Annotated in this window: 24 protein-coding genes and 3 pseudogenes; 17 read left to right on the top strand and 10 right to left on the bottom strand. The window is 63.8% G+C overall.

Annotated elements, in window-relative coordinates; translation table 11 throughout:
* Positions 1-187: 187 nt before the first annotated feature.
* Complete coding sequence (locus tag CHU95_RS02530) at positions 188-823, top strand: TetR/AcrR family transcriptional regulator (RefSeq protein WP_094453417.1); 636 nt, start codon at positions 188-190, stop codon at positions 821-823.
* A 514-nt stretch (positions 824-1,337) separates the two neighbouring features.
* Entirely contained in the window at positions 1,338-1,475 is a 138-nt protein-coding gene (locus CHU95_RS22285) for a hypothetical protein (RefSeq protein ID WP_158659902.1), read from the top strand.
* Positions 1,476-2,050: 575 nt separating this feature from the next.
* On the opposite strand, the gene paaZ is transcribed toward CHU95_RS22285, so the two are convergent.
* A complete protein-coding gene (paaZ, locus tag CHU95_RS02525; RefSeq protein ID WP_094453415.1) occupies positions 2,051-4,066 on the bottom strand; it encodes a phenylacetic acid degradation bifunctional protein PaaZ in 2,016 nt (671 codons plus the stop codon).
* 20 nt (positions 4,067-4,086) lie between these two features.
* Positions 4,087-4,881: a 2-(1,2-epoxy-1,2-dihydrophenyl)acetyl-CoA isomerase PaaG gene (paaG, locus tag CHU95_RS02520; RefSeq protein WP_094453413.1), complete on the bottom strand. Its 795-nt coding sequence runs from the start codon at positions 4,879-4,881 to the stop codon at positions 4,087-4,089.
* A gap of 100 nt (positions 4,882-4,981) precedes the next feature.
* On the opposite strand from paaG, the gene CHU95_RS02515 reads away from it, so the two are divergent.
* The 10 genes from CHU95_RS02515 to CHU95_RS02470 all read left to right on the top strand — a co-directional run bounded on the left by CHU95_RS02515 (position 4,982) and on the right by CHU95_RS02470 (position 12,949).
* The gene (locus CHU95_RS02515; RefSeq protein ID WP_094453411.1) at positions 4,982-6,445 is read left to right on the top strand and encodes a 3-hydroxyacyl-CoA dehydrogenase NAD-binding domain-containing protein; all 1,464 of its coding nucleotides are present in this window, start codon (positions 4,982-4,984) and stop codon (positions 6,443-6,445) included.
* Positions 6,438-6,863 carry a hydroxyphenylacetyl-CoA thioesterase PaaI gene (gene paaI / locus CHU95_RS02510; RefSeq protein WP_094453409.1) on the top strand — a complete coding sequence of 142 codons (426 nt, stop codon included), beginning with the start codon at positions 6,438-6,440 and terminating at the stop codon, positions 6,861-6,863. The genes CHU95_RS02515 and paaI overlap by 8 nt, the downstream gene beginning before the upstream one ends.
* Positions 6,864-6,865: 2 nt before the next feature.
* Positions 6,866-8,068, top strand: a complete 1,203-nt coding sequence (gene pcaF, locus CHU95_RS02505) for a 3-oxoadipyl-CoA thiolase (protein ID WP_094453407.1) — start codon at positions 6,866-6,868, stop codon at positions 8,066-8,068.
* A gap of 103 nt (positions 8,069-8,171) precedes the next feature.
* Positions 8,172-9,152: a 1,2-phenylacetyl-CoA epoxidase subunit PaaA gene (gene paaA / locus CHU95_RS02500; protein WP_094453405.1), complete on the top strand. Its 981-nt coding sequence runs from the start codon at positions 8,172-8,174 to the stop codon at positions 9,150-9,152.
* An 80-nt stretch (positions 9,153-9,232) separates the two neighbouring features.
* Entirely contained in the window at positions 9,233-9,517 is a 285-nt protein-coding gene (paaB, locus tag CHU95_RS02495) for a 1,2-phenylacetyl-CoA epoxidase subunit PaaB (protein ID WP_094453403.1), read from the top strand.
* Between the two features lie 10 nt (positions 9,518-9,527).
* On the top strand, positions 9,528-10,283 hold the full coding sequence (gene paaC / locus CHU95_RS02490) for a 1,2-phenylacetyl-CoA epoxidase subunit PaaC (protein WP_094453401.1): 756 nt from the start codon (positions 9,528-9,530) through the stop codon (positions 10,281-10,283).
* 4 nt (positions 10,284-10,287) lie between these two features.
* Positions 10,288-10,767 carry a 1,2-phenylacetyl-CoA epoxidase subunit PaaD gene (paaD, locus tag CHU95_RS02485; protein ID WP_094453399.1) on the top strand — a complete coding sequence of 160 codons (480 nt, stop codon included), beginning with the start codon at positions 10,288-10,290 and terminating at the stop codon, positions 10,765-10,767.
* A gap of 19 nt (positions 10,768-10,786) precedes the next feature.
* On the top strand, positions 10,787-11,863 hold the full coding sequence (gene paaE / locus CHU95_RS02480; RefSeq protein ID WP_094453397.1) for a 1,2-phenylacetyl-CoA epoxidase subunit PaaE: 1,077 nt from the start codon (positions 10,787-10,789) through the stop codon (positions 11,861-11,863).
* Positions 11,853-12,632: an enoyl-CoA hydratase-related protein gene (locus CHU95_RS02475; protein ID WP_094453395.1), complete on the top strand. Its 780-nt coding sequence runs from the start codon at positions 11,853-11,855 to the stop codon at positions 12,630-12,632. Before paaE ends, CHU95_RS02475 begins: the two co-directional genes overlap by 11 nt.
* A 14-nt stretch (positions 12,633-12,646) precedes the next feature.
* The gene (locus CHU95_RS02470; RefSeq protein WP_094453393.1) at positions 12,647-12,949 is read left to right on the top strand and encodes an EthD family reductase; all 303 of its coding nucleotides are present in this window, start codon (positions 12,647-12,649) and stop codon (positions 12,947-12,949) included.
* A 340-nt stretch (positions 12,950-13,289) separates the two neighbouring features.
* Here the strand turns inward: CHU95_RS02470 and CHU95_RS02465 are convergent.
* A pseudogene (locus CHU95_RS02465) lies at positions 13,290-14,100 on the bottom strand (IS110 family RNA-guided transposase); the annotation flags it as partial.
* A gap of 7 nt (positions 14,101-14,107) precedes the next feature.
* On the bottom strand, positions 14,108-14,707 hold the full coding sequence (locus CHU95_RS02460; RefSeq protein ID WP_094453389.1) for a phenylacetic acid degradation protein PaaY: 600 nt from the start codon (positions 14,705-14,707) through the stop codon (positions 14,108-14,110).
* Between the two features lie 83 nt (positions 14,708-14,790).
* On the opposite strand from CHU95_RS02460, the gene CHU95_RS02455 reads away from it, so the two are divergent.
* Complete coding sequence (locus CHU95_RS02455; protein ID WP_094453387.1) at positions 14,791-15,384, top strand: TetR/AcrR family transcriptional regulator; 594 nt, start codon at positions 14,791-14,793, stop codon at positions 15,382-15,384.
* Between the two features lie 13 nt (positions 15,385-15,397).
* Here the strand turns inward: CHU95_RS02455 and CHU95_RS02450 are convergent, their stop codons facing one another.
* Positions 15,398-15,550, bottom strand: a complete 153-nt coding sequence (locus CHU95_RS02450; RefSeq protein ID WP_245837827.1) for a hypothetical protein — start codon at positions 15,548-15,550, stop codon at positions 15,398-15,400.
* A 101-nt stretch (positions 15,551-15,651) separates the two neighbouring features.
* Here CHU95_RS02450 and CHU95_RS23180 point away from each other — a divergent pair, with 101 nt between their 5' ends.
* Positions 15,652-15,987, top strand: coding sequence for a transposase family protein (locus tag CHU95_RS23180; RefSeq protein ID WP_094453383.1), 336 nt, complete (start codon positions 15,652-15,654; stop codon positions 15,985-15,987).
* A gap of 42 nt (positions 15,988-16,029) precedes the next feature.
* Here CHU95_RS23180 and CHU95_RS02440 read toward each other — a convergent pair.
* From CHU95_RS02440 to CHU95_RS02430, 3 genes and pseudogenes are all read right to left on the bottom strand, one after another.
* Positions 16,030-16,326 (bottom strand): annotated as a pseudogene (locus CHU95_RS02440) (transposase); the annotation flags it as partial.
* A 16-nt stretch (positions 16,327-16,342) separates the two neighbouring features.
* A complete protein-coding gene (locus CHU95_RS02435; RefSeq protein WP_425435932.1) occupies positions 16,343-17,422 on the bottom strand; it encodes an IS110 family RNA-guided transposase in 1,080 nt (359 codons plus the stop codon).
* A 243-nt stretch (positions 17,423-17,665) separates the two neighbouring features.
* Positions 17,666-18,561, bottom strand: a pseudogene (locus CHU95_RS02430) (IS3 family transposase); the annotation flags it as partial.
* Positions 18,562-18,678: 117 nt separating this feature from the next.
* On the opposite strand from CHU95_RS02430, the gene tnpA reads away from it, so the two are divergent.
* The 3 genes from tnpA (at position 18,679) to tnpC (ending at position 21,072) form a co-directional block, all read left to right on the top strand.
* Positions 18,679-19,107 (top strand): IS66-like element accessory protein TnpA, encoded by a 429-nt coding sequence (gene tnpA, locus CHU95_RS02425; protein WP_165771967.1) that lies wholly within the window; start codon positions 18,679-18,681, stop codon positions 19,105-19,107.
* A complete protein-coding gene (tnpB, locus tag CHU95_RS02420) occupies positions 19,104-19,451 on the top strand; it encodes an IS66 family insertion sequence element accessory protein TnpB (protein ID WP_094453379.1) in 348 nt (115 codons plus the stop codon). The genes tnpA and tnpB overlap by 4 nt, the downstream gene beginning before the upstream one ends.
* Before the next feature lie 42 nt (positions 19,452-19,493).
* Positions 19,494-21,072, top strand: a protein-coding gene (tnpC, locus tag CHU95_RS02415) for an IS66 family transposase (RefSeq protein ID WP_370466056.1) whose coding sequence is annotated in 2 segments (ribosomal slippage) — positions 19,494-19,592 and positions 19,594-21,072 — 1,578 coding nt in all. Because the reading frame shifts where the segments join, the coding sequence is not laid out codon by codon here.
* A 135-nt stretch (positions 21,073-21,207) separates the two neighbouring features.
* Here tnpC and CHU95_RS02410 read toward each other — a convergent pair.
* A complete protein-coding gene (locus CHU95_RS02410; RefSeq protein ID WP_094453376.1) occupies positions 21,208-22,032 on the bottom strand; it encodes a hypothetical protein in 825 nt (274 codons plus the stop codon).
* Positions 22,033-22,034: 2 nt separating this feature from the next.
* On the bottom strand, positions 22,035-23,123 hold the full coding sequence (locus CHU95_RS02405) for an MBL fold metallo-hydrolase (RefSeq protein WP_094453374.1): 1,089 nt from the start codon (positions 23,121-23,123) through the stop codon (positions 22,035-22,037).
* Between the last annotated feature and the right edge of the window lie 478 nt (positions 23,124-23,601).

Below are 23,601 nucleotides of genomic sequence, written 5' to 3'. Positions count from 1 at the left end.
GGGCCAGAATTCTGCGCGTACACGGAGGTGCACAGCGCAAAAGCGGCCGGGAGCGCCATCAGTTTTCTCATAGCTCCCCCTTAATTCGAATTTTTTCGAATTCTGAGGTTTGCTTTTTCTGTTGTCAAGCGAGAAAGATGGGCCGAAACAACGTCCGTCAGAAGTGTGAATTCGATTGAGGACGATTATGGTAGCTGTCAGTACACCACGGGCTTCGAACAGCCGGGCCACCCAGGCAAGGGGGCGGGCGAGACGGGCGGAACTACTGACCGCCGCACGACAGGTGCTGGGCGAACTGCCGCTTGATCAGGTGGGAATGGCGGCGGTGGCGGAGGCTGCCGGAATACCTTTGTCGTCGGCATACCATTTCTTCGGCGACATCATGGATATTTGGCGGGAGCTGGCCCGCACCATCGCCACCCAGCAGGCGTCGGAAGATCTTGACCTGCCGCCGGCATCCAGCTGGCAGGAACTGATCAAGGCGTCACTGATCCATCACCAGTCAGCTTTCAACAAGGATCCGGCCGCCCGCAAACTGATGCTGGGGCCCCATACGCCCCCGGACATTAAAAGTGCGGCCTGCAAGGAAGATTTCCGTTTCGGCACAGCCCTGTGGATGGCCGTGAAGAAGCAGTTCCTGCTGCCGGAACTGGCCGACTCGCGTGAGCTTTTCTTCAAGGCACTGCTGATCGCCGATGTCTTTTTTTCGCTGTCGGTTGCGGAGCATGATCAGGTTACACAGGAAGCCCTGGATGAGGCTATCATGGCCGTTGTCTCCTATCTTGGCATCTATCTGCCGCCCCATCTTGCTACGCGCGTGTGAGGTTTGTCCGGTATAGCAAGATAAAGGTCAATCGTTGGCACGCTCAGCAACCAAGCTTCGTCCATTACGCCTTTACAGTCGATGCCGATGTACCGGGTGCCCAAGCCTTCATTCCGGGATCAAAGCATCGATATGGCCATCGGGATGGACCAAGATGCGGGCTGCTCCGAAGAGCCATTCCTGCTTGGACACATCTTGGGCACATACACGCCGTGATATTGCCCTTGCAACAAGTTGCAAGTGGTGCACATCTCCAGACAGTTCATCGCATAAAACGTAGATTGAGCGCTGCGGTAGTGCCATAGGAAAGCCGCAGTCAGGGAATGGAGCGTTTTGGTTGGTAGCCCGTGACTACGCAGCGTTTCGGCTCCTCGGCCGTTGGGATAGTCCATCGGTCCAGTACCGGTGGTTTTAATCTGGCATATAATCACGCATGTGTCATGGCAACGGGCCGAGAAATCACAATCGGAGCGCAAAGGCAACCAGTCAGCGGCATCCGTTGCTGGAGCTGTTGATGCTGCCAATGCTGGCTGCGCGATTTGCGATGCAGACAGAGTTCACCAAGCTGCACCGGCTGAAGCTGGCAATTTGGCGGGAGAACACGGTCAGTCGCCAGTTGATGACGGTTCCTAGCGTCGGGCCGATGGTGTAGCTCTGAATTTCTGCTTTGGGGTGGACGACGACCCGGCCAGGAGTATGAGCCCGGCGGCGTGACGAGCACTCAGAAGGCTTGACACCGAAAGGCCCCGGCAGAGGCCTTCGGGGCCGCACGCTCGCTCGCGATGGTCACATCCTCCTCGAACACGTGCGGTGCCGTTGCGGATATGCCTGTGACAGGTCAGTGTACGTCGCCAGCTTAGAAGAAGGCGACCAAGACGCTGAAGCTGTAGCCGATCAGGATTGGGATTAGGATTAGGTTATCGACCCCCTCGACCTTCGGCAAGGCCGGCAGGGTGACCAGCGCCTCACTATGAAGTTAGTCATCCCGGCGCGCCGGCCAGCGGTTGCGTCCCGCCATGCCCGCGGCGGGAATAAACCATAGCCGCGCAACATACGGTCACGGCTATACGACGGGGAAAGTCCCGCTATTGCGCAACGCTATGCAGCCCTTCATGTAAGAACACCAGGGGCGGTAGCCCGGGGATGGGGTGGCGCGATGCGGCTGACATCGAGCATGTGACCCGCGACGTGGCGTAGCATCAACACGCCTCTCTAAGGTAGCGGCCCTCAGACCGCATTCATGGTCAGCAGGTCATATGTCGCCACCAACTCACCATCCTGGTTGGCCACGGCGACGTTCCAGCGCACCTCGCCCATCTCCGGCGTCTTGGCGCTCTTCTCCTTCGCCGTCAGGGCCGCCTGGATGCTGTCGCCGGGCTTCACCGGCTTGATGAAGCGCAGGCTTTCCAGCCCGTAATTGGCCAGGACGGGACCCGGCGCCGGATCGACGAACAGGCCGGCGGCAAAGGACAGGATCAGGTAGCCATGCGCCACCCGTCCGCCGAAGATCGGGCTGGCCTTGGCCGCCTCCTCATCCATGTGGGCATAGAAGGTATCTCCGGTGAATTGGGCGAAATGCTCAATATCCTCCAGCGTGATGGTGCGCGCCGCCGTCTTCTTGGTATAGCCGATGGGCAGTTCCCCGAAGCGCAGGCGGAAGGGATGCACCTCCCCTTCTCGCCGGCTGCTGCCCGTCAGCCAAGTGCCCGTAACCGCAGACAGCATGTCGGGGGAGCCCTGCAGCGCCGTGCGCTGCATGTAATGCTTCACGCCACGGATACCGCCCATCTCCTCCCCACCGCCGGCGCGACCCGGGCCGCCATGCACCAGCACCGGCAGGGGAGAGCCATGGCCCGTGCTTTCCCTGGCGCAGTCGCGGTTCAGGATGTGGATACGGCCATGGAAGGACCCCAGGCCCAGCAACAGGTCGGTGGCAACGCCAGGGTCATGGGTGACGATGGACAGGGCCAGCGAACCCTTGCCGCGATTGGCCAGCGTAACGGCATGCGCCAGATCCCGATAAGGCATCAGGGTCGCCACTGGCCCGAACGCCTCTACTTCATGCAGCAGGTCGGCGTTGTCCGGATCGTCGGTGCGCAGCAGAACGGGCGCAATGAAGGCCCCGCGCTCATCGGTATTCACCACCGGTTCGCCATCACCATGGACCATCCACGCCTCCTGCGACAGCATTGCAATCTTTTCGCGCACATCGGCCAGCTGCGCGGAACCGACCAGGGCCCCCATGGTCACGCCTTCACGGGCGGGGTCACCCACCACGACCTTGGCAAGGGCGGCCTTCAATGCGGCCTGCACCTCATCGATCAGGGAGGCAGGCACCAGGGCGCGGCGGATGGCGGTGCATTTCTGCCCGGCCTTCACCGTCATCTCCCGCACCACCTCCTTCACGAACAGCGCGAATTCCGGGCTGCCAGTGGTGGCGTCGGGGCCGAGGATGGCGGCGTTCAGGCTATCGCGTTCGGCCACAAACCGCACGCCCTCGCGCGCGATGACGGGATGGCTCTGAAGCTTGGCCGCCGTCTGGGCGGAACCGGTGAAGGACACCACGTCCTGGCCCGTCAGATGGTCGAACAAATCGCCGGTGGCGCCCACGATAAGCTGCAGGGCACCGGCCGGCAGCAGCCCCGTCGCGATCATCACGCGGAAGGCGGCCTCGGTGACGTAGGCCGTGGCCGTGCCCGGCTTCACGATGGCCGGCACGCCCGCCAGCAGGGTGGGCGCCAGCTTTTCCAGCATGCCCCAGACGGGGAAATTGAAGGCGTTGATATGCACGGCCACACCCTGCAAAGGCATGTAGACATGCTGGCCGATGAAGCCGCCGCGCTTGGACAGCACCTCCGTATCGCCATCGATCAGGATGCGGGCATTGGGCAATTCCCGCCGCCCTTTGGAGGCATAGGCGAACAGCGTGCCGGCCCCGCCCTCGATATCGATCCAGTTGTCGGCGCGGGTGGCACCGGTATGGGTGGCCAGCGCGTACAGTTCCTCCCTGCGCGCCATGATGGCTTCGGCCAGACCCTTCAACAGGCGTGCACGCTCATGGAAGGTCATGGCGCGCAGGGCCGGGCCGCCGACGCTGCGGGCATGTTGCAGCATGGAGGCGAAATCCAGCCCCTGGCTGCCTGTCTGCGCCACGGTGCTTGCGTCCAGGGCCGACGGGATGGAAACCAGCCCAGTTTGCACCTGTACCCACTGGTCCAGTGCGTAATTGCTCAAAATCGACATGTCATGTGCTCCCGAAAAACTTATTGTCCCGTGAAGCGCGGCTGGCGCTTTTCCAGGAAGGCGGCCACGCCCTCCCGGTAATCGTCGGTGTGGCCTAGCGCACGCTGATGGTCACGCTCCACGTCGAGCTGCTGGTCCAGTGGCACGGACCAGCCGGCGCGGATGGCCTGCTTGATGCGGGCCAGACCTTGCGTCGGCGCCTGGGCTAGGCGGGCGGCCAGCGCATCGACGGTGGCGGCCAACTCCGTATCATCCGCCACGTCCCAGATCAGGCCCCATTCCTTGGCCTGTTCGGCGGGCAGCGGCGTGCCGGTCAGCGCCAAACCCAAGGCGCGGGCCTGGCCAACATGACGCGGCAGGGTCCAGGTGCCGCCGCTGTCGGGCACCAGGCCGATATTGGCGAAGGGCTGGATGAACTTGGCCGACCGCGCCGCGATGACGAGGTCGCAGGCGAGCGAGATATTGGCCCCTGCCCCCGCTGCCACGCCATTGACGGCGCAGATCACCGGTAGGGGCAGGGCCGACAGGCGGCGGATCAGCGGGTTATAGCGGTTCTCCAGCGACAGGCCCAGATCAACCCCATCGCCACCCGGTGACACGGCCCGGTCGGACAGATCCTGGCCGGCGCAGAAGCCGCGCCCGGCACCCGTCAGCACCAGGACGCGGGCGGCACCCGGCTTCTCCACCTCATCCAAAGCCGCCGCCACTTCCGCATGCATCCGCACCGTGAAGCTGTTCAGCCGGTCAGGACGGTTCAGCGTCAGCCGCGCTACGCCGGCATTGATATTGAACAGGATGGTCTCGAACATGGGCATGCATCTTCCCCGAGCGGCAGGCCGTTCCTGCCGTGTTTAATAGAATGACCGGTCAATCTATTATTGACAAGCCCTTAATTCGGAGGTTTAGCTGTCAGTCATGCGAACCATTCTGGAAACAGGGACGCCCGTGGGCGTCGTCGGTGCGGGTGCCATGGGTGCCGGCATCGCAGAGGTCGCGGCGGCCGCCGGCCACCGTGTGGTGCTGCTTGACGTCGGTGCTTCGGCGCTGGAGAGGGGGCGCGGCATCATCGATGCCTCGCTGGCCGGCCAGGTGAGGCGCGGCACATTGACGGAGGCGGCAGCCGGGGCCATCCGCGCCCGCCTGACCCTAAGCGAGGATATCGCCGACCTTGCCCCCTGCGTCCTGGTGGTGGAGGCGATCGTGGAGCAGACAGCACCCAAGGCGGCCCTATTCGCGCGGCTGGAGAAGGTGCTCGGAGCCGAGGCCGTCATCGCCTCAAACACCTCCTCGCTGCCGATCTCCAGCCTAGCTATTAGTCTGGAGCGGCCGGAGCGGTTCGTCGGCCTGCATTTCTTCAACCCCGCCCCGGTGATGAAACTGGTGGAGGTGGTGACCATACGCGACAACGCGACTGGGCTGGGCCCGATCCTCGTCGACCTGATGCGCCGGTGGGGCAAGGTGCCCGTGCAGGCCGCCGACGTGCCTGGCTTCATCGTCAACCGGGTGGCCCGTCCCTATTATGCGGAGGGGTTCCTGGCCCTGGGTGAGGAGCTGGATGCGGCCAGCATCGACCATGCACTAAAGGCGGCGGGCGGTTTCCGCATGGGGCCGTTGGAACTGGCGGACCTGATCGGCCATGACGTCAATTATGCCGTCGCCAGCTCGGTTTACAGCGCCTATGCTGGCAAGACCCGCTTCCGCCCACAGGACGTACAGAAGGCGTTGGTCAATGCCGGGAACCTGGGCCGCAAAACCGGCAGTGGTGTGTTCATGGCGGGGACGAAGCCCATCATTGCCCTGGAACCAACCGCCCCCCGTCCTGGCCTTTTGTGCTTCGGCGAGGGTCTGGCGGCGCTGCGTGCCGCCGAGTTGGAGGCTGCGGATGACGTTGCACTGCCCGCCGATACCATCCTGATCGATGGCGTCTTGCTGCGTCTAGGTGACGGTCGCACGGCCGCCGCCTTGGCCGCCGAGGATGGTCGAACGCGCATCATGCTGGACACGGCACGCGATTTCGCCAGTGCCTCGGCCCTGGTCGCCAGTCTGGCTGACCCGCAAGACTTTGCGGCCCGCACCGCCTTTGCCGGTTTCGCTCAGGCCCTGGGCAAGGACGCGCTGGTGCTGCCCGACCGGCCCGGCGGGCTGGTCCTGCGCACCTTGGCGCAACTGGCCAATTGTGCAGCCGATGCCGCCCATGACCGGGTTGCTGATCATGCCGGCATCGACGCCGCCATGATCCACGGCGCCAACCATCCGCAGGGGCCGCTGGCCTGGGTCGATCAGGCCGGCCCCGCGTGGGTCCGCCAAGTGCTCGCCAATCTGGCGGCGGCCACTGGCGACGACATGTACCTGCCCAGCGAAGGATTGCCCCATGAGTGACCGTACCCGCCAGATCGCCGAAACCATGCTGTCGCGCGAGGGCACCGGGCCCGCCTGGGGCATCCGGATTGAGGAGGCGGGCGAAGGCTATTCAAGGCTGTCCATGGCGCTGCGGCCCGACATGCTGAACGGCCATGGCATGGCCCATGGCGGCATGATCTTCGCCCTGGCCGACACGGCCTTCGCCTATGCCTGCAACAGCCGCAATCAGGCCGCCGTGGGCGCCCAGGCCTCCATCGCCTATCTGGCCCCGGCCTATGGCAAAGACGTGCTGGTGGCCGAAGCGCGGGAGGCGGCCGTGGCCGGGCGCAGCGGCGTCTACAACGTCAGCGTCCATACCCGGGACGGGCGCGTCATCGCGGAATTCCAGGGCCTGTCGCGCACCATCGGCGGCCCCGTCATCCAAGAGGAAGCATGAATATGGCCGACGCCTTCATCTGTGATGGGCTGCGCACGCCCATCGGCCGCTATGCCGGGGTACTGGCCCCCGTCCGCCCTGACGATCTGGCCGCCATCCCCATCAAGGCGCTGCTGGCGCGGTCCCCTGCCCTGGCCGGAGCCCGCTTCGATGATGTGATCCTGGGCTGCGCCAATCAGGCCGGGGAGGATAACCGCAACGTGGCCCGCATGGCGGCACTGCTGGCCGGATTGGGCGCGGAAGCGCCGGGCACCACCGTCAACCGGCTCTGCGGGTCCGGCCTGGATGCCGTGGGCATCGCCGCCCGCGCCATCAGGGCAGGCGAGGCCGACCTGATCCTGGCCGGCGGTGTGGAGAGCATGAGCCGCGCACCCTTCGTCCAGGGCAAGGCCGACAGCGCCTTTTCCCGCGAGGCGCGGATCTTCGACACCACCATCGGCTGGCGCTTCGTCAACCCGCTGATGCACAAGGAATTCGGCACCGACAGCATGCCTGAGACGGCGGAGAACGTGGCCAACGATTTCGCCATCTCCCGCACCGACCAGGATGCGTTCGCCGTCCGCAGCCAGGCCCGCGCCGCCGTCGCCCAGGCCAATGGCCGCCTGGGCGCGGAGATCACGCCCGTCACCATCCCGCAGCGCAAGGGCGCCCCGCTGGTCGTCGATCAGGACGAGCACCCCCGTGCCACCAGCCTGGAGGCGTTGGCCGGGCTGAAGCCCATCGTCCGGCCAGGCGGCACGGTGACGGCCGGCAACGCGTCGGGCGTCAATGATGGTGCTGCGGCCCTGATCGTAGCCTCGGCCGCTGCCGTGGAGCGCTACGGCCTCGTTCCGCGCGCCCGCGTGCTGGGCATGGCCACAGCCGGCGTGCCGCCGCGCATCATGGGCATCGGGCCTGCGCCGGCCACCACAGCACTGCTGGACCGGCTGGGCCTGTCCATCGGTGATATCGACGTGGTTGAGCTGAACGAAGCCTTCGCCGCCCAGGGCCTGGCCGTGCTGCGCCAGCTGGGCCTGCCCGACAATGCCGAGCATATGAACCCCAATGGTGGCGCCATCGCGCTGGGCCATCCGCTGGGCATGTCCGGCGCGCGGCTGGTGATCACGGCGACGGAGGAATTGCAGCGCCGGGGTGCACGGCGGGCGCTGTGCACCATGTGCATCGGCTTGGGCCAGGGTATCGCGCTGGCGCTGGAACGGGTGTGATCAAGGCCTTGCCGCACCAGAAAGTCCCCGAAAGCTGCACATAATTAATTGACCGTCTGGTCGGTCTATTATATTCTACCCCCACGAACAGCGAGAGGCCCCCATGTACACGACCGAATTGCAGAAGCAGGCCGCCGTGACTTCCGTCGAACCCGCCGAGCTGCTGGCCGCGTTCGAGGCGCGGGTGGCCGCCGACGAGTTCATCGAGCCCAAGGACTGGATGCCGGAAGCCTATCGCCGCACCCTGATCCGCCAGATGTCGCAGCATGCGCATTCCGAGGTAGTGGGCATGCTGCCGGAGGGCAACTGGATCACCCGCGCGCCCTCGCTGCGCCGCAAGGCCGTATTGCTGGCCAAGGTGCAGGATGAGGGCGGGCACGCGCTCTACCTCTATTCCGCGACGGAGACGCTGGGGGCAGCGCGCGACGACCTGATCGACGCGCTGCACAGCGGCAAGGCCAAATACTCCACCATCTTCAACTACCCGACCCTGACCTGGGCCGATATCGGCGCTATCGGCTGGCTAGTAGATGGTGCCGCCATCATGAACCAGGTGCCGTTGCAGCGCACCTCCTACGGGCCCTATGCCCGCGCCATGGTGCGCATCTGCAAGGAAGAGAGCTTCCATCAGCGCCAGGGCTACGAGATCATGATGGCGCTGGCCGGCGGCACGGCGGAACAGAAGCGCATGGCCCAGGACGCGCTGAACCGCTGGTGGTGGCCGTCCTTGATGATGTTCGGCCCGCCCGACGACAATTCCCCCAATTCCGCCCAGTCCATGCGCTGGCGCATCAAGCGCGACACCAACGATCAGCTTCGTCAGAAGTTCGTCGACATCACGGTGCCCCAAGCGGAAGCCATCGGCCTGTCGGTGCCCGACCCCGATCTGAAATGGAACGAGGCACGGGGCCAGTATGATTTCGGCGCCGTCGACTGGGAGGAATTCTATGCCGCGGTGCGCGGCGAGGGCCCCGTGGCGCGGGAGCGTATGCAGGCCCGCCGCAAGGCCTGGGACGACGGCGCCTGGGTCCGCGACGCCGCCACGGCCCATGCCGAGAAGCAGCGCGCCCGGCAGGCCGCCTGACCGCCAGTCATTGTCCATGACCGGCGCAGGCCGGCGACTGCCGGCCCGGCGCTTGAGGGAACAGCAAAAAGGATCAAACCATGTCCCAGCACTGGCCCCTGTGGGAAGTGTTCATCCGGTCGAAGAATGGCCTGTCGCACCGGCATGTCGGCTCCGTCCATGGCGCCGATCCGGACATGGCCCTGCGCCATGCCCGCGACACCTATACAAGACGCATGGAGGGGGTGAGCCTGTGGGTCGTGCCCTCGGCCGCCATCACCGCGTCTGACCCGGCCCAGTCCGGCCCGCTGTTCGAGCCGGCGGCCGACAAGGTCTACCGGCATCCGACCTTCTATCACGTGCCCGAGCACATCAAGCATATCTGAGGGCCGCCCCATGTCCGATCGCGCCTATTTCGACTATCTCCTGCGCCTGGGCGATGACAGCCTGGTGCTGGGCCAGCGCCTGGGCGAATGGTGCGGGCACGCGCCGACGCTGGAGATCGACCTGTCGCTGGCCAATGTCTCGCTGGACCTGATCGGGCAGGCGACATACCTGCTGGGCCATGCCGGCACGATGGAGGGGGAAGGCCGCGACGCCGACCGGCTCGCCTTCCACCGCGACGCGCTGGATTTCCGCAACTGCCTGCTGGTCGAGCAGCCCAATGGCGATTTCGCCCAGACCATCGCCCGGCAGTTCCTGTTTTCGACATACCAGCGCCTGCTGTTCGACAAGCTGGCCGCGTCCCCGGATGCACAGCTGGCCGCCATCGCCGCTAAGGCGGTGAAGGAGGTCGCCTATCATGCCGACCTGGCCGCCGGCTGGGTGGTGCGCCTGGGCGACGGGACCCAGGAGAGCCGGCAGCGCATGGTCGAGGGGCTGGAATGGATGGCCCGCTTCGTGGACGAACTGTTCGCGATGGACGCCATCGAGACCGGCCTGTCGGCCCGTGGTCTGGCCGTCGACAAGGCGGCGCTGCGCCTCGCCTTCGACGCCATCATCGCCCGCACCCTGGCAAAGGCGACACTGCCTCCGCTGCCGTCGCATCGCCCTGTCCTGGGCGGACGCAAGGGCCATCACAGCGAGCATCTGGGCCATCTGCTGGCCCCCATGCAGTATCTCCAGCGCACCTACCCCAACGCCAGCTGGTGACGCCATGGCCATTGATGCCGCCCGCGTGATGGAAGTGCTGGCCACGGTGCCCGACCCGGAAATCCCGGCCGTCTCCATCGTCGACCTGGGCATCGTGCGCGGGGTGGATGCGGACAGGTCCGCCGTGCTGCTGACCCCCACCTACACGGGCTGCCCCGCCACCCTGGCCATTGAGATGGCGGTGCGGCGGACGCTGGCCGCTCATGGGCTGGGCCATCTGGATGTCGAGACGGTGCTGTCCCCCCCCTGGACCACCGACTGGATCAGCGAGGCGGGACGGGAAAAGCTGCGCGCCTATGGCATCGCCCCGCCGCCACCCGGTGCAGCCGCGACCCGCCTGCGCGGTGCCGAGCTGCCCACGCCCTGTCCCCGCTGCGGCTCCACCCGCACCACGGAAGTCAGCCGCTTCGGTTCCACCCCCTGCAAGGCGCTGTGGCGCTGTCAGGACTGCCTGGAACCGTTCGACCGTTTCAAATGCCATTGAGCCGATATCGAGAGGCCCCATGTCCACCGGCTTCCATCCCCTCACCATCGCGGAAGTCAGGCGGGAAACCGCCGACGCCGTCTCCATCCGCTTCGACGTGCCCGACGCGCTGAAGCCCCTTTTTACCTTCAGGCCGGGCCAGCACCTGACCCTGCGGGCCGACCTGGAGGGCCAGGATGTGCGCCGCAACTATTCCGTCTGCGTCGCCCCACAGGAAGGGGAGCTGCGCGTCGCCATCAAGCGCGTGGCCGGCGGCCTGTTCTCCGGCTTTGCCAATGAAGCGCTGAAGCCCGGCATGGTGATGGAGGTGATGCCCCCGCATGGCGCCTTCACCTGGGCCTTCGATCCGCAAGCCGCCAACCGTTATGTCGGCTTCGCCGGCGGATCGGGCATCACCCCCGTCCTGTCGCTCTTAAAATCGGCGCTGCTAGCCGAGCCGAAAAGCCGTTTCACCCTGCTTTACGGCAACCGCGACACCGCCTCCATCATCTTCCTGGAGGAACTGGCGGGGCTGAAGGACCGGTTCATCGACCGGCTCTCCATCCTGCATTTCCTGGAGGATGAGGAAGAGGAGGTGGAGCTGTTCAATGGCCGACTGGACCGGGCGAAATGCGCGGAGCTGCTGGAAAGGGTTGTGTCCGTCGCCGACATCGCCGCCTTCTTCGTCTGCGGCCCCGGCCCGATGATGGATGCGGTGGAGCAGAGCCTGCTGGAACGCGGCGTGGCGCGCGACAAGGTGCTGCTGGAACGCTTCACGGCCGACCGGCCCGACGCGGCCCAGGCCGCCGCCACGGCCGCCCGCGCAGCGGAAGCGGCGGGCGCCAAGGTGACGCTGGTCCTGGACGGGCGCCGCCGTTCCATCAGCTTCGACCCCGCCCTGGGCAATATCCTGGAGAATGCCCGCGCCGCCGGCGTGCCCGCCCCCTATGCCTGCAAGGCCGGCGTCTGCGCCACCTGTCGGGGCAAGCTGGTCAGCGGCAAGGTGGAGATGGGGGCCAATTACGGGCTGACCGCGGCGGAGGTCGAGGCCGGCTACATCCTGACCTGCCAGTCGGTACCGGTAGGGGCGGATGTGGTGGTCGATTATGACGCCTAAGCCCGACCTGTTGGTCGAGACGCCGTCCGACGGCGTGCGCCTGCTGCGCCTGAACCGGCCCGACCGGCGCAACGCCCTGGCCACGCCGCTGCTGACCGCCCTGGCCAAAGCCCTGGATGCCGCCGCCGCCGATCCCGATATCCGCGCCGTGGTCATCACCGGCGACGCCAAGGTCTTCGCGGCCGGTGCCGACATCCGCGAACTGGCGTCGTCGGGCCCCGACGACCCGCCGCACGGGCCGCGTCAGGCCGCCTGGGAGCGCATCCGCGACTTTCCCAAGCCGCTGATCGCCGCGGTGGAGGGGTGGTGCCTGGGGGCAGGCTGCGAGTTGCTGATGTGCTGCGACCTGTCAGTGGCCGGAGAGGGCGCGCAGTTCGGACAGCCGGAAAGCAGCCTGGGCATCATGCCCGGGGCCGGCGGCACCGCCACCCTGCCCCGGCTGGTGGGCCGCAATCTCGCCATGCGCATGGTGCTGACGGGAGAGATGATCGACACGGACCGCGCCGTCGCCGCCGGGCTGGTGGGCGAAGGCGTGCCGGCCGGCCAGGCACTGGATCGCGCCCTGGACCTGGCCCGCACCATCGCCGGCCGCGCGCCTGTAGCGTTGCAAGCGGCCAAGGCCAGCGTGCGGACCGCCTTCGACCTGACCCATGGCGACCATCTGCTGCATGAACGCCGCCGCTTCCTGGCCCTGCTGGGAACCGACGACAAGCAGGAGGGCGTGTCCGCCTTCCTGGAGAAACGCACCCCCCGCTGGCAGGGACGATAGGAAAGGCACGCCCCATGAAGAAGCTGATCGCACTCTACCGCAAGCCCGACGATGTCGAGGCCTTCCTGAAGCACTACAACGAGGTCCACCTGCCGCTGGTGGAGAAGGTGCCGGGCCTGCTGCGTACCATCGTCAACCGCGTCACGGCCTCGCCCATGGGCGGTGAGCCCGCCTTCTTCATGATCGTGGAGATGCAGTACGCCGACGCGGTCAGCTTCGACGCGGCCATGAAATCGCCGGAGAACCGGGCCGCGGGCAAGGACCTGATGGGCTTCGCCCGCGACATCGTCACTCTGGTAGTGACGGAAGCGGAGTGACCTAACCCGGCAGATTCGTCAAGCTGGCGGGTGTAGCCCTAACCCTTTGATCAGCTGTGGAGTTTGGGTGCTAACGCCAGCACTCACTGATCTTCTGCATGGGGCCTCTCGGTGTCAAGCCTCCTGAGCGAACGTCACGCCGCCGAGTTCATGCTTCTGTCCGTGGTCGGCACCAACGCCCCCACATCATGGGGTCAAAGAGGAACCGGCGAGCCGATCTAAAACGCGTGCTTCCGACCTTGATCGTCGCACTGCCCGGAAAGCGGGTTCACCGGTTCCCGCGTCCTGGCGTCGGGTCCTCATGAGGGCGGGAGCACCCCCGCCCGAACTCAGTTTCGTTTTAGGCTGCCATCGCCGCCTCCTTGCCCCAGCGGAAGATCGTACCGTCACCCCACCTGCGATGCAGGACGGTGGCGAGCTTTCTGGCTAGCGCCACCTTCGCTCGCTTCAGCCCCCCGGCGCTTGGCAATCTCCATCGCCCGCCGCTTCAGGCTGGAGAAGCGCATATTCTGACGCAGCATCGCGCTGGATGCCTCGAAGAAGGCCGTGCTTACCATGTCGTCGCCGACCTTGCTGATCCGCTCAGTCACATCGGTCTCACCCGACTGATACTTAGTCGGTGTGAGACCGAAATGTGCGCCTACCGCCTTCGAATTGGCGAGCCCGGCCGGGTTGTCTACCGCCGAGCGGAAGGTCAACGCCACAAACGGCCCGACGCCGGGAACCGTCATCAGATGCTGGTGTAGCTTGGTAAGCTCCGTCCGCATGGCGCCGCGCGCGGCCAGCATCGGCGTCATCACCTGCCCCAGCATAGGATGATGCCCAGCGATCAGTTCACGGACCCGGGCCTCGAACCGGGGCTTGGTCACGGCACCCGTCTTCAGCCCGCCCCCCAGAATGCTGCCGATACAGGACTCCAGATCCAGGAGCTTGGTCACCAAAAGCTTGCGTGCAACCAGCAACGCCCGCACCTCCTGCGCGCTGGCCGTCTTGCAATGCACCGGCCGGTACCAGCCCATCCGCACCATGCGCGCAATCCCACGGGCGTCCGTCTGGTCTGTCTTCACCGTCATCGCCGACAGCGCCGCCTTCACAAGCCGGGTTTCCAGCAGCACCATCTCAAACCCGGCCGCCATCAGCCCAGCATGGACACCGCTTCTAATTTCTCTGCGCCTCAGCCAGGGTCACATGGCCGCCCCCCAGCCGGGGGCGGTCACTCTCCATTTCCGTCAGGGGCGTCACCTCGGCCAGCGTGGCTAGGCAGCGGCGAGCGATCTCACGATATTCGGCCGTCCCCTGGCTTTTCCATTCGATCTCCTTTTTAGTCAGTTCGCGCACCACACGGGCCGGAGTACCTGCCACCATCACGCGCGGCGGGATTTGCATCCCGGCCTTCACGAAGGACATGGCGGCCACCAAGGCTTCCTCTCCCACCACCGCATTGTCCATGACGACGGCATTCATGCCGACCAGGGCATTGCGCCCGACGCGGCAGCCATGCAGCACGGCGCCATGGCCGACATGCCCATCCTCCTCCACCACGCATTCCTTGCCGGGGAAGGAATGCATGACGCAATTATCCTGGACATTGGCCCCGCGCTGCACGATTAGCCGGCCCAGATCGCCGCGCAGGGCGGCACCGGGCCCGATATAGCAGCCGGGGCCGACGATGACGTCACCGATTAGGACGGCCGTGGGATGGACGAAGGCCGCGGGGTCGACCACGGGGACGAGGCCGGCGAAACTATAGCAGGGCATTGACTTGCTTCCTTGATTTCCTGTTGCCTGAGGAGGACTTATGGTTCATCACCGGCAGGAGGGTTTCCGGGGTTGAGTAGGGCATGGCACGCAAGCAGTCGGCAGATTACGAGCAGCGGCGCGAGGCGATCATCGACCGGGCGGCGGACCTCTTCGCGGTGAAGGGCTACCTGGGCAGTTCCGTCGCCGACCTGGCAGAAGCCTGCCAGACCTCCAAGTCGCTGATATACCATTATTATCCGTCAAAGGAGGATATCCTTCACGCCGTCATGGCCTCGCATGTCGAACAATTGACGTCGGCCGCAACGGATGTCGCCGCCATGGGTCCAGACCCCGCCGTCCGCCTGCGGGAACTGGCGCGGCGGTTCATGAGACTCTATATCGGCGCCGCGTCGCGGCAGAAGGTGCTGCTGAACGATTTGGCGCATCTGCCCCCGAAACGCCGGGCAGAGATAGTGGCCGGCCAGCGCGCACTGGTGACACTGGTCGAGGAAATCTTGGGGGCCCTGCATCCGCCGCTGATCCACGACGCCGCGCATCGGCGAACGGCGGCAATGCTGTTCTTCGGCATGATCAACTGGACCCATACTTGGATGAAGCCCACCGGCCCTCTGGGCGCCGACGAGATCGCTGACATGTCCACCGGTATGGTGCTGAAGGGGATCAAGGGGATCTGACGCCCTTGATCCCTCACAGATGAATCAGTTTGCCAACGGCCGCCATTGCCGCTTCTTTCAGCGCCTCCGGGTGCGTGGGACGGGCGTGGCAGCTCAGCGCGATATCCTCTGCCGTTGCGCCGAAGGCAATGGCCTGGGTCGCCCGGGCAATCAGGGTGCCGGCCACGGCGCCGATAACACGCTGTTATCCGGCGTGGAAAAGTGGCTCTGACTCAATTTTGATGAAATTCGGGATTCCTCTGGAGTGCGTTTTCCATAGGGATCAGCATGATGCGCTCAGGCTTACCACACTCAATGTTCGACGTTGCCGGCATGGCCATCAAGGACATCACCGACGATGATGGAATGGTGCGGCTTACCATAAGCCCGGTCACGGCGATGAGCGCCTGTCCCGGATGCGGAACGCGGTCTGGTCGGATCCATAGCCGATATCATCGGCGGCTGGCGGACCTGCAGACAACCGGTCGACGTGTTGAGCTTGTGCTGCGGGCCCGCCGTTTCTTCTGCGATGCCGTGCTCTGCGGGCGCCGCGTATTCACAGGCGCTTCGATCCCAAGGTTCTGGCGCCTTGGGCCCGCCGGACGGAGAGCTGGTCCCCGGTGAGCGGACAGTTTTTGTTCGGCGTTAAGCTTGGTCCTGTTCAGTTCACGCCGCCAAACACAGTCTGTCCGCCCTTTGCCTGTATGCCTCGTCGGGTGTCTGTCCCCCGAGCGCGGAATGTGGGCGTTGGTTATTGTAGTAATCGATCCAGCGTCCGATCCCGGCCCTGGCCTCGCTGCCGGTCTCGAAAGCGTGGAGATAGACGCATTCGTATTTCAGTGACCGCCAGAGCCGTTCGATGAACAAATTGTCCATCCAGCGGCCTCTTCCATCCATGGAAACCTTGATACCGGCATCGGTCAAGATGCCGGTGAACCTCGGGCTGGTGAATTGGCCGCCCTGGAAGCCCTTCTATGTGTCAAGCAGCGAGCTGTGTCTCGTTGATGTCACGCTGTCGCCTTCGGATGATGGTAAAGACCTCCCGGGCGATGTAGCGCTTGAGGCAGCGAATAGCTTCTAACTTGGAGTGCCCGTCAGCTATCCGGCGGGCAACATAGGCCTGGGTCCGACTGTCAGTCCGAAGACGACCGATGGCGATAATGTGCAGGGCGCTGTTGGCGGCTCGGTCCCCACCGCGGTTCAATCGATGCCTGACTATTTTCCCGGACGATGCCGGAACAGGGCTTACTCCGCAAAGCGCAGCAAAGCTGGCCTCAGAGGACAGCCGCTCCGGATTGTCACCGGCGGTGATGAGAAGCTGAGCCGCCGTCTCATGGCCGATGGCATTGCGCGCGACCAGGTCGGGGACGAGTTCACCGACAATACTTGCGATCATGGTATCAAGTTCGGCGATCTCATCATGCAATTCGACATATCGCCGGGCGAGGGATTTCAGCGCGATCCGATAGGCTGAGAGCGGGTTGCGATAGTCTGTGAGATCGGGCCGCCAAGCAGCCAATGTCCGGACAAGTCGCATGCGTGTCATTGTCCGCAACATGTCACGCAATTCCTCCGGCGCCGCGACAATGGTACTGCTGATCATCTGAAGGGTAACGCGACGTGCTGCCACCGCCGTATTCCGGCAGGACTTGAGAACACGCAGGGCTTCGATCATGCCATCGCGCCGCTTCGGCGTGGCAACACGCTTACCGGTAAAGGCGGCGTGGGCCGCAGCTTCGGCATCGAGATCGTCGCTCTTGCCACGTCGTCGCCGATCAACCTTGTCCGGTGACGTCACTTCCAGGACTTCTATCCCTGCGGCCTGAAGATGGCGTAACAGGCCAGCACCATAGGTGCCGGTGGCCTCGACCCCCACGCGGTGGAGTGTGCCGAAGGACCGCATCCAGGTCACCATTTGGCGATAGCCCTGCCTTGTGGTCGCGAAACTGCTGGTGCCAAGCAGTTTGTCGCTTTCATCGACGACGGCGGCGACGTGGAGGTCCTTGTGCGTATCGACGCCACCGACGATCCGGCGGGTCCGTTCAGCTTCAATCAACACCATCATGCCCCCTTCGAAACCATTGATCGAGATGGTGAGCGGTTTCGCAGGGCGGGACGCCTGGACAAGACAGTCACGTGACAGAATGTCAGGCCCTTCTCGGGTCACATGCGCCAGCGAGGCGAAACCTCGCCGCAAAGCATCTCGTACGGCCGACAGTTCCAGGGAAAGACACGGGTCGTGGGTCGATCGGTGTTCGGGTCACGCCGCGTCGAGATGCCTTGCGGTGTCAGCCAAGATAGGCCCTATCGCAGTAGGAGTGAGACCAATCCGATAGCTGGCCTCGATACACTGACTGTCGGTGTTGAAGATTTCCGGTTTGCCGTGTCGGGCCATGGCATCCCGCAGGGCCTCCAGGCAGAAATCAATGTCCATGCTGTTGGATAGCCTCCAGGCCAGCACCCTGCGCGATGCCCAGTCCATCACGGCGATCAGGTACAGGAAACCCCGTCGCATGGGAATGTAGGTGATGTCCGTACACCAGACATGGTCCGGCCGGTCGATGGTCATATCCCGCAGCAAGTAGGGCCAGATCTTGTGCTCTGGGTGGGGAACGCTGGTCTTTGGCCGCTGGTAGATGGCTGCCAACCCCATCCGGCCCATCAGCCGGCGCACCCGCTTGCGATTGACGACATGACCCTGGCGCCGCAGATGATGGGTCATCTGCCGGCTCCCGTACCAGGGCGTTTCCAGGAACTGGGCATCGATCAGCCGCATCAGCGCTAGGTTCTCAGCACTCTCGCCCCGTACCGGCCCGTAATAATGTGACCGGCTGATCGACAGCAGGGCGCATTGTCGGACAACCGACAAGCCAGGATGTGACCGATCCACCATCTCCCGCCTCCGACCGGCGCTCATCGACCGGAGGCCTTGCGCAAAAAATCCCGCTCCACAACCAACTGACCGATCTTGGCATGCAGCCGGTCAATCTCGGCCGCCTCAACCAGCGGCGTGGCCTCGGCCTTGCCAGAAAACGACGCCGCCATCCCCTCGATCGCCTGCTTACGCCAAGCGTTGATCATCGTCTGGTGAACACCATGCTTCGACACAAGCTGCGCCATCGTCAACTCGCCCCGGATCGCCTCCAGTGCCACCTTCGCCTTGAAATCAGCTGAATATCGCTTCCTCTGTCCCGTCATGTCGGTCGTCCTTCAATAAGGCCGAACCAAGCGTACGCGTCCGGTGTGAGCCGCCTTGTGTTTGGTGGTCGGTAGCTGGGAGTCTTTGCGTAAGCGCGATAGCGCGGACGCAAACGAGTGGCAAACGTGATGGCTTATCAGCGGCTGGAAGTTCTGACGGGCACCGAGCGGCGTCGAAAGTGGTCGGACGCGGAGAAGGCCCGGCTGGTGGAGGCGGCGTTCAGGCCCGGCATTGTGGTCAAGGAGGTTGCCCGGCGGTTCGGGGTCCACGAGAGCCTGCTATACCGGTGGCGTCGGCAATTGGGCGCATCGGTTTCGACGGTCGACAGTCCGGTTCCGGTGTTCGCGCCGGTCCAGCTTGCGCCTGTGGATGAGCCGATGGCCGTGCCGGTCGTGGAGGCGACGATACCAGCCCCCAGCCCACCCGCAGCATTGGTCGCGGAGATCTCGGTGCTTCTGCCCGGCGGGGTCGAGGTGCGGCTGCGGGGGTCGGTGGATCTGGCGCTGGCCAAGGCGGTGATCCGGGCAGCCGGAGATGCTGGATGATCCCGATCCCGCCGGGGGTGCATGTGTGGCTGGCGACGGGCCGGACGGACATGCGCAAGGGTTTCGACAGCCTTGCCCGACAGGTCCAGGAGGTTCTGGGGCGCGATCCCCATGGCGGTCACCTGTTCGTCTTTCGCGGTCGCCGCGGCGACCTGGTGAAGGTCATCTGGCATGACGGCCAGGGGGCTTGTCTGTTCACCAAGCGCCTGGAGCGCGGCCGGTTCATCTGGCCGTCGGTGGTGGACGGGGCGGTGACGCTGAGCCCGGCCCAGTTGGGCTATCTGTTGGAAGGGATCGACTGGCGGCTGCCGCAACACACGGCCCGGCCCGAACGGGCGGGCTGAAAAGCTGCAGACAAGAGGGCGTGGGCATGATTCAATGCCTCCATGTCCAGCCCCAATCCTCCTGCCCTCGCTGCCAACACCCTGCCCGCCGACCTGGCGGCGGCCCATGCGCTGATCCTGGCGTTGCAGGGGGAATTGGCCGACGGCGCGCCAACAGGCCGGCGAACGGGCGATCGAGATTGAACGGCTGCGTCTGGCCCTGGCCAAGGCCCGGCGGGAGCTTTACGGCCAATCCTCGGAGCGGGGCCGGCTGCTGGTGGAGCAGTTGGAACTGCAACTGGAGGAGTTGGAGGAGACCAGCGCCGAGAAAGAGGTGGCCGGCGAACTCAGCACGCCCGCCCCCACCCTTGCCGGCACGCCGCGCAAGCCGGCCCGGCGGCCGCTGCCAGAGGCGCTGCCACGGGAGCGGATCGTGCATCCGGGGCCTTGTGTCTGCGAGCGCTGCGGCGGCGATGCCTTGCGTAAGATCGGCGAGGACGTGCTGGAAAGCCTGGAATGCGAACCCCGCCGCTGGAAGGTGGTGCAGCATGTGCGGGAGAAGTTCGCCTGCCGGTCCTGCGAGGCGGTGAGCCAGACGCCGGCGCCCTCCCATCCGATCCGGCGTGGCCGGGCCGGGCCGAACCTGCTGGCCATGGTGCTGGCCGGGAAATATGCCCAACATCTGCCGCTGCACCGGCAGAGTGCCGCCTATGCCCGGGAAGGGGTCGACCTGGACGTTTCCACTCTGGCCGACTGGGTCGGCGCGGCGGCGGCAACCCTGGCCCCGCTGGTGGCGGCGATACGCTCCCACGTTCTGGCGGCTGATCGTCTCCATGGCGATGACACGCCGGTGCCGGTTCTGGCTAAGGGCAAGGCCGCCACCGGCCGACTATGGGTCTATGTGCGGGATGATCGACCGTTCGGCGGTAGCGATCCTCCCGCCGCCCTCTACCATTATGCCCGCACCCGTGCCGGCGAGCATCCGCAGCGCCACCTTGCCGGCTGGGCCGGAATATTCCAGGCCGACGCCTATAGCGGCTATGCCGGCCTCTACGACCCCGCCCGCAAGCCCGGTCCCCTCCTGGAGGCCGGATGTTGGAGCCATGTCCGCCGCCGGTTCTTTGATCTGGCCAAGGATGGAAAGTCACCCCTTGCAGCCGAGGCCGTGAAGCGCATCGACGCGTTGTTCGCCATCGAGCGCACCATCAACGGTCGCGCCATCGCGGAACGTGCCGAAACCCGCCAGGAGAAAAGCCGTCCCCTGATCGACGATCTGGAGCAATGTCTGCGCCACGCCCGTGCCAGTCTGTCGCCCAAGTCGGATCCTGCCAAGGCCATGGATTATGCCTTGAAACGTTGGGGCGCCATGACCCGGTTCCTGGAGGATGGGCGCATCTGCCTGTCGAACAATGCCGCCGAACGCGCCCTGCGCGGCATCGCCGTCGGACGCCGGAATTGGACCTTCTGCGGCTCCGATGCCGGCGGCAACAGGGCTGCCGCCATATACACCCTCATCGAGACCGCAAAGCTCAACGACGTCGATCCCCAAGCCTGGCTCGCCGACACCCTCGCCCGCATCCACGACCATCCCGCAAAGGCCATCGCCGACCTATTGCCATGGAACTGGAAGGCAAATGCCTGAATGGGCCTGCGCCGGATGCTTACTCTTTAAGTCTAACAACAATCGCTTAATGTAAACCCGGAACCCTCAAGACCGACATGAAGCGCCCATGCCAGACCCATCGCTATGAAGCCCAAGTGAGCTGACCCCTCACAACTAAACAGTCTTCTTACCCTTTGTCAAAGTGCTGGGCTTCATATCACACACAGCGAGTAGAGCGTATGCATACTGATTCCCGGCTTCCCGTACCCAGCGATTAGTCACGACAAAAACCCACACAAGTACTGCGAACACGTTGATCACAAATGCCGACAGGATAGCGGGTCCGAGATCGGATACTACTTTCGCTAGCGCGGCCAAATTACTGGTCCTTACAAACTCCACAAGACCAGGTACCTTGGTAAGGATCGCAAGCGTCATAATGATCAAGGTCAGGACGCAAAGAGTAAGCGCAAAAGGCTTGAGGCCCCGCAGATTGCGGCGGAATCCGTATTGCGCATTCTCCAGGTGCACCATCGCAAACTCTTTGCCACGAGCACTTTCTTTCAACCATCGCACCGCTGAATCATAAGTCGCATTGGCACCTGCGGGACTCGTCTGTTCCTCTTGAACAGTGGGGAAGGTCAAGTTTCCGGGAACTTCTCTTGCTAGATATTTGAGGTACCGCAGTCGCGTGTGCTCATCTAGTTCGCTATCGTGCCGCAATAGCAGTGTCGTAGGCCAGCCGCCCCAGCTCTTCACGAGCTTCGACTCAATCCGCTTGCCCTTAGTGCGAGCGTAAGAGCCGAGAGCGTACAAGAGGCCGCACGCCATCGCCAATGTAAGAAGTGTAGCTGCGACGTTGGAAAGCAGAAACGACGGGAACCATGCCAACCCAGCGAGAAGGGGAGGAAAGATCGTTAGGAGACCGGGGAATAGCCTGGCCTGCCGGCCATAGCTGTCAAACATTTGTGCGATATCGGTTGGGATTGGTATCGCCATCGTCAAACCTTCTCATAGGAGTCGGGGTACGCGGAAGGCACAAGCGGCGTGTAGTCTGGCCGTGTGGGACGGGTACCGCCCCACGTGCAGATGTTTCGGCCCTCGGTCATGTGAAGATCTGCACCACGATGAATAAGTGCACGCTGAACGACTTTACGGGGATGATCTTCATCCTCTTTCGCCGAACTGATGTAAGCGTGAAAATGTCCTTTTTGCTGCTGTTTCGGCAAAATCGGGCCAACAATCGCGTTCAACAAATCCGCATTCACATTGCGGCGTCCACCGTGGTGCGGAACCTGAAACTTGTCGATCCCCGGGAGCTCCAAACCGACATATGGCGCATAGTCGATGACTTCCTGCAGACCGCCCCGTCCTGTATCAGCGGTCAGCAGGATCTTCTTGCCGTTCAGCACCGCGTACTGGACCACACTCATTTCGTTTTCATTGCTCGTATCTTCTGCTGGAAAGGCTTCCCCACCCCAGGCCGCTTGGAGCAACGAGACAGCTGACTTTGCCTTTTCTACGAAAGCATTTAGGATGCTATCGATAGCGGTTTCCTCAACCGCAACGCTTGCGGGAGTTTTATTCGAAGTCAAAATGAGTTCAAGGTAGCGCTTACGCGTGGGAGCCATGACGTGGAATGCGCCAATCCGTGCGCCTTGGAACGGCTCATAGATAGGGATGCCCTTCTTGATCGCGATATCCTCAAGTGCGGCGAGGTTAGCATAGGCGTTTCGAAGCCGGTCCCGCAGATGCTTAACACTGCTATAGGTCGTAAATTGATCGATGAGCTCGTCGGCATAGTGCCACGGGCAGAGCATCCAGAGTTCGCCGACGTCAAAATGTTCGAGAATTGCAATCAGACCACGCGCGTGGTCCCCGTCGTTGTGCGTTGCAATCACGCGATCAATGAATGGTGGATTGCTATAGTACTTGTTGATGAGGTCGCGGAGTCTCTCCCCGCTAGTCGTATAACCTCCATCCACCACGTGGATAGTTGTCTTTCCTTCCGTCTCGTAGCGAATTGCTATCGCATCGCCACTTTTCTTGGTTTCGACGCCCAAGAAATCTATTTCAAAAAAATCCGCCACGGAATTCCCTCCCCCTCGCAATTCCGAACATATTGCCCTAGGTATGAAGCTCCGAAAGACTTTTCAAGATAAAATAAAAGATACTCGACATTAAACCTACACATGGTTACAGGTCGCTTCAACACCTTGAAAATCGAGTGACTTCAGGTCAAAAAATTGGAATAGGGACGAACGGAAATTGGGGACCAACCTAGCCTGATTCGGAGCAAATGGTGTGAACGGGGCCATGCAAAAGACCACAAGATCAGAAGGCATATTAGTTCGAGATATTGAAAACAGATCTTGATTTGACATTTCATTGAGAAGCAGGCCGGATGTCTGTGCTTCGTCAACTCCTTGTGTACACCAAGAATCATGCTCGTATCGGCTGTCATGGGGTGCCGGAAGCTGACTGGTGGGTTCAGTCTAAAAACTGTGAGAGCTGCCTCTCGCTCAAGTGGTTTGAAGAATGGCAACTCGCGATCATATCCACGCCCCT

The sequence above is a fragment of the Niveispirillum lacus genome (genome assembly GCF_002251795.1).
GTDB lineage: Bacteria > Pseudomonadota > Alphaproteobacteria > Azospirillales > Azospirillaceae > Niveispirillum > Niveispirillum lacus.
This window is presented reverse-complemented; position numbering and strand designations above follow the sequence as displayed.

Bases quoted from the DNA above. Each gene is read 5' to 3' on its own strand.
- CHU95_RS02530 (WP_094453417.1), top strand. From the start codon at position 188: ATGGTAGCTGTCAGTACACCACGGGCTTCGAACAGCCGGGCCACCCAG.
- CHU95_RS22285 (WP_158659902.1), top strand. From the start codon at position 1,338: ATGCTGCCAATGCTGGCTGCGCGATTTGCGATGCAGACAGAGTTCACC.
- paaZ (WP_094453415.1), bottom strand. From the start codon at position 4,066: ATGTCGATTTTGAGCAATTACGCACTGGACCAGTGGGTACAGGTGCAA.
- paaG (WP_094453413.1), bottom strand. From the start codon at position 4,881: ATGCCCATGTTCGAGACCATCCTGTTCAATATCAATGCCGGCGTAGCG.
- CHU95_RS02515 (WP_094453411.1), top strand. From the start codon at position 4,982: ATGCGAACCATTCTGGAAACAGGGACGCCCGTGGGCGTCGTCGGTGCG.
- paaI (WP_094453409.1), top strand. From the start codon at position 6,438: ATGAGTGACCGTACCCGCCAGATCGCCGAAACCATGCTGTCGCGCGAG.
- pcaF (WP_094453407.1), top strand. From the start codon at position 6,866: ATGGCCGACGCCTTCATCTGTGATGGGCTGCGCACGCCCATCGGCCGC.
- paaA (WP_094453405.1), top strand. From the start codon at position 8,172: ATGTACACGACCGAATTGCAGAAGCAGGCCGCCGTGACTTCCGTCGAA.
- paaB (WP_094453403.1), top strand. From the start codon at position 9,233: ATGTCCCAGCACTGGCCCCTGTGGGAAGTGTTCATCCGGTCGAAGAAT.
- paaC (WP_094453401.1), top strand. From the start codon at position 9,528: ATGTCCGATCGCGCCTATTTCGACTATCTCCTGCGCCTGGGCGATGAC.
- paaD (WP_094453399.1), top strand. From the start codon at position 10,288: ATGGCCATTGATGCCGCCCGCGTGATGGAAGTGCTGGCCACGGTGCCC.
- paaE (WP_094453397.1), top strand. From the start codon at position 10,787: ATGTCCACCGGCTTCCATCCCCTCACCATCGCGGAAGTCAGGCGGGAA.
- CHU95_RS02475 (WP_094453395.1), top strand. From the start codon at position 11,853: ATGACGCCTAAGCCCGACCTGTTGGTCGAGACGCCGTCCGACGGCGTG.
- CHU95_RS02470 (WP_094453393.1), top strand. From the start codon at position 12,647: ATGAAGAAGCTGATCGCACTCTACCGCAAGCCCGACGATGTCGAGGCC.
- CHU95_RS02460 (WP_094453389.1), bottom strand. From the start codon at position 14,707: ATGCCCTGCTATAGTTTCGCCGGCCTCGTCCCCGTGGTCGACCCCGCG.
- CHU95_RS02455 (WP_094453387.1), top strand. From the start codon at position 14,791: ATGGCACGCAAGCAGTCGGCAGATTACGAGCAGCGGCGCGAGGCGATC.
- CHU95_RS23180 (WP_094453383.1), top strand. From the start codon at position 15,652: ATGATGCGCTCAGGCTTACCACACTCAATGTTCGACGTTGCCGGCATG.
- tnpB (WP_094453379.1), top strand. From the start codon at position 19,104: ATGATCCCGATCCCGCCGGGGGTGCATGTGTGGCTGGCGACGGGCCGG.
- CHU95_RS02410 (WP_094453376.1), bottom strand. From the start codon at position 22,032: ATGGCGATACCAATCCCAACCGATATCGCACAAATGTTTGACAGCTAT.